Here is a 12,492-nt window from a genome sequence, read left to right as displayed (position 1 = left end):
ATTAGCTTCGGTTTTTCCAATCCAGTTTTTCCGCGAGCTTTCTCAGGATCAGTACTAACGCGAAGGTGTCCATTCTGCAATAATCCCGGAGGTTCGATTCCACTTTTTTTCTCTCCTCGTCCGTTACCGGTTCCGTTTTGATCCTGAGAAATTCGGAGTTGGCCAGGTGACCCGCGTTGATCGTTAATCCCTTATAATTCGCTCCGGTCAATACCGGTAGGACCGATTTCAAGGAAGTGGTCCCGTGTTGGTCCGGGTGATAATAATCGAAATCCCAAAAAGGGAGCGCGAGATCCGAAAAGTCTGCTTCTATGGAATCGAACCACTTCTTGAATTCGGGAAACACTTGCACGGATTCTTTCAGACATCTCTTTTCAAAAGTGTCGTTAAAAGCCAGGACCGTTCCCCCCGGTCGGATTTTTTGGGATAAGGAATTCAGGATACCGAAGCGAGGGTCCTGGACACCGTCGTCCAGGTAGGAATGTTCCTCAGGTTCTTCCTTTAAGTCGTTTTCCAAGATGTGTAAAGAGAATAGGAACGGAACATGTTGAAAAGGACTGGATTTCGGATAAATCGGAGCCGGGGGATTGATGGTTTCGAAATCCAGAAAGTACAAAGGGAATTTTAATCTGTTCATAAAGCGGAGCAGATTTTCCCGATTTAGATATTCCTCGCCGGTTTGCACCGATCGGATTTGTATCTTTTGTCTTTGCGTAAATTCTTCGATATCCTTAATTTCAGAAAGGTTTCGGATCCCGGCTGCCCAAAGGCGCAGCGTTTCCTCTTTTCCTTCCCGTAAGGAAAATAAATCCCCGGGCGGAGAATCTGCGAGACAGGATTCCGGATATACGCAACTACGCGGATGTTCACAGACGTTTACCGAATTTCCAGAAGGGAGCGAGTTCTCCTCCAGGATTTCCAGCATACGATACGCTCTCTCTCTGGTTTTAGAAATCGCAGCAAACGTCTCAGCACTCAGATCTTTTTGTATAAAAAGTGAATTCGGATCTATTTCGTTTCCCGAAAAAAAGTATTTCGAATTCAAAAACAGTAAAGTGGTTCGAACGACCGGAAATTCCGCTTCTTCCATGATCATTCGTAAAAAGGAAAGTTCTTTCGAGTAGGATTTTTTCACCGAAGAGGATGCCTTGACGATTACGATCTCCCAACCGTTTTCTTGAGGCAGTAGAAAGTCGGCGCGAAAGTCGAAAAAGTCGGTCTGAAACGCGGCCCCGCGGACGGCTTCTTTGTTTCGGATCATCGCACGAGTGACGGAATCGTTATACCTCGCATGGATTGCAGTCGGATAAAGTCGGTTCGCAATTTCTCTTAACAGAGATTTTTGCTTAGGCGAAACGTATTGGTTGGAGCCTTCCGAGGATCTTGCGTTCGGATTCTTTACGAGATTCCAGAGTTGCCTCTCGCAGTGGAATCCCGCCTGGTACGCGGTCTTTCCTAACTTGGGGAGAGTCTCCTCGCGAAAAGGAGCGAGAAAAGCGAAAAGCAGTTTTTTGCGGATCGAATCGGGAAAAAGGAAGGCGAACCTTCTTGCAAAGGCCCTATAGGATTTCGGGAGATTGACCCAAGAGAAGCCCTTCATACGGACTGCTGTCGGGAGGATTCTCCCGACAGTCCTTAAGTTTTAGCCCAAAAGTACCTTGATATCTTTCGGACTGGATGCGCTGTAAATCTTGTTTTCGGAGGTCCCGAGGTTCGCTTGGGTCAACTTTTGTGAGACCACGCTCGGTCCGAAATCGATGCCGACAACCTTAGGAGTCTTAACGAAAGCGGAGATCGCCTTATCCCAATGAAGAGCCTTGATCAACACTTCGCGAAATAGCGGAAGGGAAACGTCCGACTCGTTTTGGAAATTTCTTCCGTCGAAAATGGAAAATACGGGAATCTTTAGATCCGAGCCTTTGTAGCTGAATCCGATCCTTTGCATGTCTTTCGGAACGGTATTTTCCGTTTCGTCCATAAGGGGACAATGGAAAGGCGCCGTCGTTCTGAGATATACGAACTTCACTTTTTTCTCGTCCATTTCCGCTTTGTATTTCCTACGGAACGCGAGAAGTTTGTAAGGATCTCCGGAAAGAATGTTGGAATCCGGAGTGTTAAAAAGGGAAATATAAAGCGCGCCGTGTCCGGTGGAACCGGTTTCGCTATTGAAGGCTTTGACTCGATCGCTCAAGTCGGTTTGGGAATATCCTAAAACGGCAACCATAGGAGCGGGTTGTTTGTCGCCGATTTCCTCGTTCCCTTTCAGCAAATCTTCGGCGGGATTAAACAATCCGTATTGTTCCTGAGCTCTGTAACCTAAGTAGAGAACGAATTTTAGAAATTTTGAAAATTCCTTATAGAACTCGTCCCCTTCCTTACCGAGAGCGATCAGAACTGCAGGAATCACTCCCTGGCTGTGTCCGGAAGTTCCGATGGCGTTCCCCAAAAGTTCGGAGGCGGGAAATCCTTTATGAGTCAAAGAGACGTAATTTCCGACCTGGGTTAGGAAGATTCCTACGATGGAGACGGTCGCACTACAAAGATAGCTTTCATCCGGAGCCGAATCCGGGTTCTTGAGCCAGGCCTCGAAATCGTAACCTTGGGAAACGTATTTTTTATCTAGGCTTGGTATTTCTTCCGCTAAAGTGCGAAAGGCGGTGTCGAAGAATTGTTTTAAGGACGGATCCGATTCGTAAAGTTTCGAAAGTTCTTTTAACCAAGGGGAACCTTGGCCGCCGAATTGAAGAAACAGTTTATTGCCTTGTGCTTTGGCTTCGTTCAGGAAGTTTGCTATTGCCATGGAATGCCTTATACAGTAGTCGTTTAAAGGATGCTTTCCATGATCCCCCGGATTCGCAATTCTTTTTTGGTCATATTTTCCTTAGAGATTCGTGTTTAAGAAGAACGATCGTTCCGATTTCCGAACGAACGCTTCTTGCTACGCGCCGATCTCATTCTTACGGGAAAATGATTGACCCGTATTCACCGGTGTGAGGTATTCTTCTCTAAACCCTTCTATAAAGAAATTTCTCCGATCTCCGGTATTTCCGGAAAAGAAAGCAGTATGATAAAAGTAAGGAACCTTTCCAAGTTTTACGGAAAGAAGCTGGCCATCGACCGATTGAATTTCGAACTGAAAGAGGGAGAAATCGTCGGGCTTCTGGGTCTTAACGGAGCCGGAAAAACCACGACCATTCGTATTTTGACCGGTTATCTGATCGCTACCGATGGGATTTGCGAACTCGACGGAGTGAATACGTTCGAACATCCTCTGGATGTAAAAAGAAAAATAGGATATTTACCGGAAACTCCGCCGCTCTATCCGGAATTAACCGTTTTTGAATATCTGACTTTTGTATCTCGTTTGAAACAAATCGAAGAGAATGAAATTCCGGCCGAATTGGAAAGGGTTTGTTCACTTACGGATTTGACCGACGTAAAAAACAAGGTGATCGAAACCTTATCACTCGGATTCAAAAAAAGGGTCGGGATCGCACAGGCCATATTAGGAAATCCGGAAATCATCATTATGGATGAGCCGATCTCCGGACTGGACCCGAAGCAGATCGTGGAAATTCGGAATCTAATCCAAAGCTTGCGGGAAAGTCATACGATTCTACTGTCGAGTCATATTCTTCCGGAAGTTTATAAAACCTGCAATCGATTCCTTTTTTTGCATAACGGAAGGATCGTCTATCAATGCGATCGGGCCGAACTGGAAAAGGAGATGGAAAATCTCTCCGGCCTGGAAGTGACTCTTTCGGGAAAACCTAAAGCTCGGGTAGAGGAATATTTGAGCGGGATCGCGGAAAAAGTCGGCGCGACGGTTCGCTTCGTTGGGGAAGAATCGCATGGAGCCACGTTTTTGGTGAATACGAATTCCGAGAGAAAGTTCAAAGAGGAACTCTTTTCGGGTATATCCTCCTCGGGGATCCTGCCGGAATACATACGCAAGCAGGACGTGACCCTCGAACAAATCTTTATGAACAAGGTATAAGGAAAGAACCGATGTTTCGTAATATCAAATGGATTTTCTGGAAAGAGGTAAGGGTGTTTTTCGGAACGTACCTGGCCCCTTTGGTATTGGGCGGTACCGCTTTTTTGAATTCCCTTTTTGTCCTGATCCTAAACTTCAATTCCGGAACGAACTACGCTGAGACTACTGTGGTGACTTTTCTATCCTTTATGAGCACCATACTGATCGCCATGCTGATCGTCGCGATGGGTTCCATCACCGAGGAAAAGAACCGGGGAACGCTGGAGTTATTATTCACCTCCCCCGTAACCGATTTGGAGATCGTCGCGGGAAAATTCCTCTTCGGCGCCTTGGTTTGTCTGATCGTATCCGTGTTGGTGGACGGTCTCTTTCCCATTTTTCTGTATTTTTTCTGGAAGGCTCCGCTATACATCGTGGCTTCCGGAACGATAGGAGTTTTTCTACTCGGATTGTTCACGTATTCGGTGGGATTATTCGGCTCCAGTTTAGGCAAGAACCAGATGATCTCCATGCTGATCTCTATTATGATTCTGTTAACTCTTTGGGTGATCGGTTTCTTTTCATATTTGTTCGATGCGGTGACCCGAAAGGTACTGTTTCACTTGCATATCTTTTCGCATTTTATCGGCTTTTCGAAAGGAGTTTTACCTTTGAATAGCGTGATTTTCTTTTTGAGTGGAACGGTTTTCTTTCTTTATCTCACGGTAAAAGTCCTGGAATCCAGGAGGTGGAGAGGATGAAAAACGAACTTTTCCGTCGCGTTCTCTCCTGGGGGTCTACCCTTGGACTTTTACTCTTCTTTCCGATTTACGACAGCTTAACTTCCTTAGGAGCAAGGCTGGGATTTACCCTCTTCGTGCTCGCTCTTCTGGGTGCGGCCGGAATTCTCCGTTATTTCCCTTCCAAAAAGGAAGAGAAAGACGGCAATCTGACGATCTCATCCGTTTTGGGTATCATCGCGCTCGGTATCTATTTCCTGCGGATCTATCTGGAAGAGTCGGCGTTGCAAAAAGGGGGGGCGGCTCCGGTTTGGATCTCTCCGGTCCGAGAGTTCCTGCTCGTGATATTGGTGCTCTTCGTTTTAGGAAATTTCTTTTTAGGAATGTTAAGAGAATGGGAGCGGGAATCTTTGAGCGCCCAATCCTCCTTAAAATCCTCCAAGCAGGGAATGATCCGCGATTTTCTACTCGGAACAGGGATTTTACTTTTGATAGTCGTATTGGCGAACTATATCGCGACGATCCGAAACCATAATTTCGACCTGAGTTCCCACGGACAATTTTCGTTTTCTTTGGAAGCCAAAAAACTCCTGAAACAAATTCCCGAAGGGGAAGTGGATGTGGTCGCTTTCTATCCTCGACCCTTGGAAAACGCCCCTGCTTCCGACAAAGCCAGTTCTTTATCCTTGCGTAGAATCCGCCCCGATCTGGAAATCCTGCTGGGGCAATTAGCGTCGATTCGCGCCTCTTACAAAGTCCGTTTTATCAACGCGGATGTGGAATTGGACGAGCTGACGGAATTCGGTCAGGTCTCTAACGGAACCGTGCTGGTTCGTTTTAAAAAGAAAGGTGCCGCCGTAACGGACAAAGCACCCGAACAAAAAATCAGCGTGAAGGACAAATCGGACCTAGAAGAATTCGAGAGAAAGTTCGTCCAGGCCGTCGTCAACGTCACGACCAAGGAAAGAAAAATCTATTTTACGGAATCCAACGGAGAAAGGTACTCTCAGGTTTTTCAGAACCTTCCCAACGAAAGGTTGAATCGCCTGACTTCCGGCTTGGCATTTTTGAACTTCAAAGTGAGTGCTCTCGGCTTCAAGGAAGGTTGGCCTCCGAAAGTTCCGGACGACACGGATATTTTAGTGATCGCGGGACCGACCGTGCCTTTCGGTCCTGAAGCACGGCTAGCCGTTTTGGATTTTGTGAAAAAGAAAAACGGAAAAGTTATGATTACGGTCGAGCCCAAAGGGGGAGAATCCTTCGACTGGCTTTTGGAAGAAGCAGGATACCGATTCGTAAAGACCGGCTTCTCTCAAATTCCTTCTCAACCCGGAGTGATCGTCACTAAGGCCTTCCGAAAACATCCGATAGAAGAGACTCTTTCCAAAAAGGATTTGGGTGTGGTATTTCCGTACGCGGGCTATTTCGAAGCGAAGACTCCCGAAGGCGGCCAAAAACAATTCGACGCTTTCCCGCTTTTGGATAGCGGCGGAGATGCATATTTAGATCCCAACCAAAACGGGAAGCAGGATCCGGGAGAGGAAAAGAAGAACGTTCCGGTCGCTTTGGTTTTGCAAACCTTCGTAAAGGGAAGAAACTCGCCTGCGGATATGATTCCCGGTGCTCCGCCCATTCCTTCCGTTCCGAATCCGACAGAAGGAGAAGAGCGAGGCCGGGTGGTGATCTATTCCGGGACCTCTTGGTTGACGGACCAATACCTTCCTTTTGCCGCGAATTATGAATTGGCTAGCGCTTCCGCTACTTGGATGCACCAAAGTGTGAGTTTACCCTCTATCCCTCCCAGAAAAGAGGAGATCCAGTCCGTGTCTCTCACCGATGGACAAAAAAGAGCGGTTTGGATCTTAGGCATGTTTGTTTTTCCGGGCCTGATCGCCGGCCTTGGATCCATCTATGTGATTCGCAGGAGAAGGATCGGGAGAAAGGATGAAGACTAAACTTTATATTCTCTCCGGATTGATCGTAATCCTCTTAGCGGTCTTTATCGTGATGGAGGAAAAGAAAGAAGATCTTAGCGAAGTTTCCTACTGGAAACTCTCTTTGGATCGGTTGGAATATTTTCCCCCTAGTAAGGAATGGATTTCCGAATCCGGCGAGAATTTTTACGGCAATGCATTTTCCATATTTTTAAAGGACGGAATTAAAAAAGGAGGCCTGTTTTTTTCCGTTTCGAATCGGAACGAGGAAACCGGAGAATTGATCGAGTACGAGGGTGGGTACAATTCCGAAAATACGTTTCGAGATCTTGGTCAGCTAAAAGTTAAGGATTTCGAATCCTTGGCGGAGGGAATTTCTCCTTCGTCTTCCTTGAAATTGGGAGAAGGGGCTCCTCGCATCGTTCTGCATTCCGGAAATAAGACCAAGACTTTAAGGTTGGGAAAAAAACATTTCAACGGGTCTACCCGTATCGTGATGGAGGAAGGAAAGCCGGCAACGTTGTTGACCGCTTACAATTTCATCTTCGAAAGATTCCAGAAGGGCCCGGAGGATTTCCGCCAGAGACAGCTCGTTTTTCCCGGAAAGGAATTCGTCCAGGAGATCGATTACTTGGAGGAGGAGGGAAAATCGATCCGGATCGATAACCATCCGTACCAGGAAAACGGAGCCAAACGAAATTATTGGAGAAGGATCTCCGGCCAAATCATATTATTGGAACCGAGACTCGGCGAAGAGCTGTATCGTTCCGTAATCGCTTTAAGAGCGGAATTGTATCCGGATGAAGAAAAAGGGGCCGGTTTTAAAGTGGGAAACCTCCTCGCCCCCCAAGGTGCTCGTTCCCAGTTTTCTTTAGCTACGTTGAAAGTTTCTTTAAGCGGCGGGGACGAGCTTATGTTTCGCTTTCACAAGCCAACGGAAATACAAGGGAAACGCTTTATTCCCACGATCAGGATTTGGAACGGAAGCTTTAAGGAGCCTCCTTTTTACGTGACAGAGGAATCCTTTCGGAAAATCAAAGAGAGTGCCGGCTTGGTGGAAAAGGCCTCCATTTGGGTCGCTCCTAAGCCGCCTAAGAAAAGATGATCCCGATACCCCAGACAGAATCCATGTCCGAGACGGATAAGGCCAAACTTTCGCTGCTCGAAAAACTGTTTCGAGCTCCGGAGGAGGCTTTCGATCTCTATCTGCGGGAACCTTCATTGGGGCGTAAAGAACTGGTCCGTCTGCATTTTGCTCTCTGGATTTTGGCTCCGATCTCGAAGTTTATCGGAAACCTGTTCCGCATAATCATAGAGTGGATATTCTACGATGAAGTTTCTTCTTCCTTTTTTTCCGGATTGGTCGGTTCGTTTCTCGTTTATCCGCTAGTGTTATTTGTAGTCTTCCAACTGGACGTTCTTCGGGTCTTTTATAGGAGAATAGACAGGACCAAAGGGGAGACTTATCCGACGGCGAACATTTTGACGATAGCCTTCCTTCCTTTTTCTTCTTCGTCCTTATTCTGGATTCTTCCTTCTCCCTTGCATGCCGGTTTGATCGTAATCTCGCTGTTATTTTCCTACTATTTAAGTTTTGTAGGAATGAGGCGGGTCAGCGGAGTCGAATCCAAGGAGTTTCTGATCTTTTCGCTGACTTCGGTGGTTTATCTGCTCAGTCTGTTTCTAATCTTCACTTTCGCGTATAATATCTTTAGGACTCTCTTAAATTGAAAATACATTTGATTGGAATCGGCGGGATCGCAATGGGAAACCTAGCCTCGATGTTGCGCAGTCTGGGGCACGAAGTATCCGGCTCCGATAGCGGAGTCTATCCTCCCATGTCGGAAAAGCTGAAGGACTGGGGAATTCCTTATGGAGAAGGTTTCGACCCTGCTAGATTGAAGGGTAAGGATTTGGTGGTGATAGGCAACGCTATTTCCCGCGGTAACGCGGAAGTGGAAGAGGTTCTAAACTCCGGAATCATGTACGAGTCCATGTCCTCCGCGTTGGAGCGCTACGTTTTAGCGGATAAGAAAGTCGTCGTGGTCGCAGGAACGCATGGAAAAACTACGACTACTTTTCTCATTCATCATCTTTTGAAGGAGGCTGGTCTAAAGCCCGGTTTGTTCGTGGGCGGAATCCGTCAGGACGGATTTCCGGGATTCGAATTCTCCAAGGGAAAATATTTCGTCATCGAAGGAGACGAATACGACACCGCATTTTTCGACAAAGCTTCCAAATTCTTACACTACAAGCCGACGTATGCCGTATTGAACGCATTGGATTTCGATCATGCGGATATCTTTAAAGACATAGGAGAAATCGAAACTATGTTCTCCCGGTTGCTGCGTTTGATTCCGGGAAACGGAAAAGCGTATTATTGGTCGGGAGCCTCGAATTTACGGAGACTCTGTAAGGAGGCCTCGAAGTACGTCCGATCCGAAGCCTTCGAATTCAATCGGAAGGATTCGGTCCTTTCCTGGAAGAAGGGAAATCTGATGTCGGGGCATAGAGTGCTGCGCACCAGATTCTTCGGAGATCATAATTATAGAAACGCCGAAGTCGCGATGCGGGTATGCGAAGATATCCTCGAAAAGGAGAACGTCCCTTCCCCAAAAACGGTTCTTTTGGACGCCTTGGAAAAATTTCCCGGAGTCAAAAGAAGACAGGAAATCCTCTTCGAATCCGCTCGAACCGTCGTAATCGAGGACTTTGCGCACCATCCGGTTGCGGTCGAAGAAACCATCAAATCCGTGCGGAAGGTTTTTCCCGAACACAAATTGATCAGTCTTTTCGAGCCTCGTAGCGCCACTTCGCACAGGAACGTTTTCCAAAAGGAATATTCGTACGCTTTTAAAGGTTCCGCTGTGACTTTCATAACGGAAATCTTTAACTTAAAGAAGGTAACGAAAGAGAACCGGCTGGACGTGAAGAAACTGATTTTAAAACTTCCCAAACATTCGGGAACCCTTCCTTTTTATTGCCGGGATCCTAAGGACTTAATCGTAAAATTGCGGAAAATCCTTCCCCAATTTGTCGGGGAAAAAATTCTGATCTTAGCCATGTCCAACGGAGCTTTCGGAGGAATCTATCCGACGCTCAAGGAAATCGCGGAATCTAGAAAATGAATCTATCGGAAGAATTGGATAAAATTTATGCCGAGGCCCAGGGACTGATCTCGTCTTCGGCGGATGAAGTCGAGCTGGATAGGAATAAAAACGAATATCTAGGCAAAAAAGGAAAACTCACGTCCGTTCTAAAGAACCTCGCCTCTCTTTCGATAGAGGAAAAAAAGACCGTCGGAGGAAAGGCAAACGAGATTTCCAAAAAATTGGAAGAGTTCGTCTCGGAAACTCGGGAAAATCTAAAATCGAAATTATTCCGCGACCTTGCGGAAAAGGAATGGTTCGATGTCCTCCGTCCCCAAGGCTCCCCGGAACCTGGGACATTACATCCGATCTCTCATATCCAATACGAAGTCGAAGACATATTCACTTCCATGGGATTCGAAATTTGGGACGGTCCGGAGGTCGAAACCGACTTTAACAATTTCGGCGCCTTGAATTTTACGGAAGATCATCCTGCCAGGGACATGCAGGATACGTTTTACTTGGACGACGGAAAACTTCTCCGTACCCACACATCGGCAATTCAAGTTCGTGCATTACGTAAATTGAAACCTCCTTTTCGAATCATCGCTCCGGGAAGGGTTTTTCGATACGAGGAAGTCGACGCTTCCCACGAAACCTGTTTTTATCAGGTGGAAGGCATGGTAGTCGGTAAGGATATCTCCGCCGGCAACATGATTTATACGATGGAAGTACTTCTCTCCAGAATCTTCGAAAGAGAAGTCAAGACCCGCCTGCGTCCGGGCTTTTTTCCTTTCGTCGAACCGGCTTTCGAGCTGGACATCAATTGTCAGGTATGCGGAGGAAGCGGTTGTTCCGTATGCAAACATTCCGGCTGGTTGGAACTCATGCCTTGCGGTCTCGTTCATCCGAACGTTTTCCGATTGAACGGCCTAGATCCGGAGGAATGGACCGGGTTTGCCTTCGGATTAGGACTGGACAGGCTCGTCATGATGAAATATGGAATTCACGATATCCGGTATTTGCATTCGGGAAATCTTAGATTCCTAAAACAATTTTAGGGTCCGTTTTATGCTCGTAACTCCGATTCAAGTCCGCTGGAACGATATGGATCCTTTTGCTCACGTAAACAACGCGAGATACATGTCTTACTTGGAAATCGGTAGGGTCGATTACTGCCGTAGAAAATTCGGAGTAAAAGAGATATATGATATTCCTTTTTTACTCGCTCGAATCGAAATCGATCTGCTCAAACCGGTGGAGATGGACCATGAGATCGAAATCGTAACCTGCGTATCCCATATCGGAAATAAATCCTGGCATTTCACTTCAGTTTTACGAGAACAAGGAACGGAAACGCTTTTTGCGAAAGCCAAAACGGTTCAAGTTTCTTACGAGCATAAGACGAAGGCCTCCGTCAAGATTCCGGACTGGATCCGAAAGATCTTGCTGGAAGATTTGGAAAAATTCGAATCCGCATTCGGGGCCGATAAAACTTTCTAGTCCGTCGGGTCCGGTATTTCCGGAACGTCCGCTTCCGTAAAATCGGACAACTTGGACGAATGCAAATCAGTTTCCCTCTGGATCCGCGCCAATTGGATCGTAAAGCGCATCCCGGGAAATCCCGAAGAGAGCTCCTCGTTCAGAGATTTTGTAAGTCCTCCGTCTGGTGATTTGCTGGAATAGAAAACCAACGTTCCGGAAACCGCAGACCCCGTAAAAACCAGGGTCTCGCTTCCTCGAATGTAATGAATCTCTCCGAGTACGGAAAGTTTGGAATCTATAAATTCACGGATGTCGGACTTTTGTTTTAATAAGAAAAACGAACTGAAAATCGGGACAGAAAATAGGAAAATCAACAAACTCGGAAACATGATCCGATTCCCCAACGAGAATCTGGACTCCAATTTTTGCCATATCCCGAAATCCGAAACGAACTGATAGAGATGTTCGTTCTTTTTTCTATAAGAAGACAACAAATGGATCAGATTTGGTATGTCATATTTCTCGAATATTATATAAAAGCAGGCTGCGCTCGTAACTACGATCAAGGAAAGATTCGCCAAAAAAGACAAAAGCAATCCCTGCTGAATATCCCAACGCAAGGCTCTTTCTACTGCGAAACCGAATATGCATAAAGGAGGCAAAAGCGAAACTCCTAATACGGTTCCGATTCCTACTCTATAATGCTCTTTTGCGGATCCGAAGCCGGAGATCACTATCAATGGTCCGCAAAATGCGGAAATAAGAAGATAAAATCCCCCCGGACTTACCCGACTCAGGACTTCTTGGCTTAGTTCCCGTACCGGAGCCATTCTACTTAAGAGTGCCGCGACCAACATCGTAAGTATGGAACTTAATAAAAGATTCAATAACGACTTTATGGAAAGATAAACATCTCCGACGGCAAATCCTGCCCCGATTCCGATTACCGGTTTCAAAAGAGGAGAAAGAATCATCGCACAACCTAGGATAAGCGGGCTACCTAGAAGGATTCCGATCGTTGCAATGCCGGAAGATGCGGTCAAAATCACCCAATATCGGACGGATTGGATTTGTGCTCCCTCATCGATTTCCCGTAAGGCGAATATAGCCTCTTCTTCGCCGATTTTTAGGAGTCTTCGAAATAAGGAAACTCCCGATTCCGTCCGAACGGAAAGGAAAATACTTTTTCGGTTTCGCGAGAATTCGGCCGAATCGTGCGTTCCGGTCGAACCCTGTTTTTTGGATATCGGCATCGACCCCGAAGTTTC

General features: G+C 46.5%; 11 protein-coding genes. 8 read left to right on the top strand and 3 right to left on the bottom strand.

What is annotated here, in order from left to right; translation table 11 throughout:
* Position 1: 1 nt before the first annotated feature.
* Positions 2-1,600: a DUF2779 domain-containing protein gene (locus EHO61_RS03820; protein ID WP_135812289.1), complete on the bottom strand. Its 1,599-nt coding sequence runs from the start codon at positions 1,598-1,600 to the stop codon at positions 2-4.
* Between the two features lie 42 nt (positions 1,601-1,642).
* Positions 1,643-2,800: an ACP S-malonyltransferase gene (locus EHO61_RS03815; RefSeq protein ID WP_135812288.1), complete on the bottom strand. Its 1,158-nt coding sequence runs from the start codon at positions 2,798-2,800 to the stop codon at positions 1,643-1,645.
* 264 nt (positions 2,801-3,064) lie between these two features.
* Between EHO61_RS03815 and EHO61_RS03810 the strand changes: the two genes are divergently transcribed.
* Genes EHO61_RS03810 through EHO61_RS03775 form a run of 8 tightly spaced genes read left to right on the top strand, consistent with a single transcriptional unit; the run spans position 3,065 to position 11,242 of the window.
* Positions 3,065-3,997: an ABC transporter ATP-binding protein gene (locus EHO61_RS03810; protein WP_135812287.1), complete on the top strand. Its 933-nt coding sequence runs from the start codon at positions 3,065-3,067 to the stop codon at positions 3,995-3,997.
* 11 nt (positions 3,998-4,008) lie between these two features.
* Positions 4,009-4,737 carry an ABC transporter permease gene (locus EHO61_RS03805; protein ID WP_135812286.1) on the top strand — a complete coding sequence of 243 codons (729 nt, stop codon included), beginning with the start codon at positions 4,009-4,011 and terminating at the stop codon, positions 4,735-4,737.
* Positions 4,734-6,671 carry a motility-associated ABC transporter substrate-binding family protein gene (locus tag EHO61_RS03800; protein ID WP_135812285.1) on the top strand — a complete coding sequence of 646 codons (1,938 nt, stop codon included), beginning with the start codon at positions 4,734-4,736 and terminating at the stop codon, positions 6,669-6,671. The genes EHO61_RS03805 and EHO61_RS03800 overlap by 4 nt, the downstream gene beginning before the upstream one ends.
* Complete coding sequence (locus EHO61_RS03795; protein WP_135812284.1) at positions 6,661-7,755, top strand: DUF4340 domain-containing protein; 1,095 nt, start codon at positions 6,661-6,663, stop codon at positions 7,753-7,755. Before EHO61_RS03800 ends, EHO61_RS03795 begins: the two co-directional genes overlap by 11 nt.
* On the top strand, positions 7,752-8,381 hold the full coding sequence (locus EHO61_RS03790) for a YIP1 family protein (protein ID WP_135812283.1): 630 nt from the start codon (positions 7,752-7,754) through the stop codon (positions 8,379-8,381). Before EHO61_RS03795 ends, EHO61_RS03790 begins: the two co-directional genes overlap by 4 nt.
* Positions 8,378-9,778: a UDP-N-acetylmuramate--L-alanine ligase gene (locus EHO61_RS03785; protein ID WP_135812282.1), complete on the top strand. Its 1,401-nt coding sequence runs from the start codon at positions 8,378-8,380 to the stop codon at positions 9,776-9,778. Before EHO61_RS03790 ends, EHO61_RS03785 begins: the two co-directional genes overlap by 4 nt.
* Positions 9,775-10,800, top strand: a complete 1,026-nt coding sequence (pheS, locus tag EHO61_RS03780) for a phenylalanine--tRNA ligase subunit alpha (protein ID WP_135812281.1) — start codon at positions 9,775-9,777, stop codon at positions 10,798-10,800. Before EHO61_RS03785 ends, pheS begins: the two co-directional genes overlap by 4 nt.
* Positions 10,801-10,810: 10 nt before the next feature.
* The gene (locus EHO61_RS03775; protein WP_135812280.1) at positions 10,811-11,242 is read left to right on the top strand and encodes an acyl-CoA thioesterase; all 432 of its coding nucleotides are present in this window, start codon (positions 10,811-10,813) and stop codon (positions 11,240-11,242) included.
* Here the strand turns inward: EHO61_RS03775 and EHO61_RS03770 are convergent.
* Entirely contained in the window at positions 11,239-12,477 is a 1,239-nt protein-coding gene (locus tag EHO61_RS03770) for a DUF389 domain-containing protein (RefSeq protein ID WP_135812279.1), read from the bottom strand. The genes EHO61_RS03775 and EHO61_RS03770 overlap by 4 nt on opposite strands.
* Positions 12,478-12,492: the final 15 nt, after the last annotated feature.

Origin of the sequence: Leptospira fluminis (assembly GCF_004771275.1) — a bacterium.
Taxonomy (GTDB): Bacteria; Spirochaetota; Leptospiria; order Leptospirales; family Leptospiraceae; genus Leptospira_B; species Leptospira_B fluminis.
The sequence above is the reverse complement of the archived record's forward strand: the minus strand, read 5'-3'. Positions and strand labels throughout refer to the sequence as shown.

Coding starts and splice junctions, on each gene's coding strand:
- EHO61_RS03775 (WP_135812280.1), top strand. CDS start 10,811: ATGCTCGTAACTCCGATTCAAGTCCGCTGGAACGATATGGATCCTTTT.
- EHO61_RS03810 (WP_135812287.1), top strand. CDS start 3,065: ATGATAAAAGTAAGGAACCTTTCCAAGTTTTACGGAAAGAAGCTGGCC.
- EHO61_RS03815 (WP_135812288.1), bottom strand. CDS start 2,800: ATGGCAATAGCAAACTTCCTGAACGAAGCCAAAGCACAAGGCAATAAA.
- EHO61_RS03820 (WP_135812289.1), bottom strand. CDS start 1,600: ATGAAGGGCTTCTCTTGGGTCAATCTCCCGAAATCCTATAGGGCCTTT.
- EHO61_RS03800 (WP_135812285.1), top strand. CDS start 4,734: ATGAAAAACGAACTTTTCCGTCGCGTTCTCTCCTGGGGGTCTACCCTT.
- pheS (WP_135812281.1), top strand. CDS start 9,775: ATGAATCTATCGGAAGAATTGGATAAAATTTATGCCGAGGCCCAGGGA.
- EHO61_RS03795 (WP_135812284.1), top strand. CDS start 6,661: ATGAAGACTAAACTTTATATTCTCTCCGGATTGATCGTAATCCTCTTA.
- EHO61_RS03805 (WP_135812286.1), top strand. CDS start 4,009: ATGTTTCGTAATATCAAATGGATTTTCTGGAAAGAGGTAAGGGTGTTT.
- EHO61_RS03790 (WP_135812283.1), top strand. CDS start 7,752: ATGATCCCGATACCCCAGACAGAATCCATGTCCGAGACGGATAAGGCC.
- EHO61_RS03770 (WP_135812279.1), bottom strand. CDS start 12,477: ATGCCGATATCCAAAAAACAGGGTTCGACCGGAACGCACGATTCGGCC.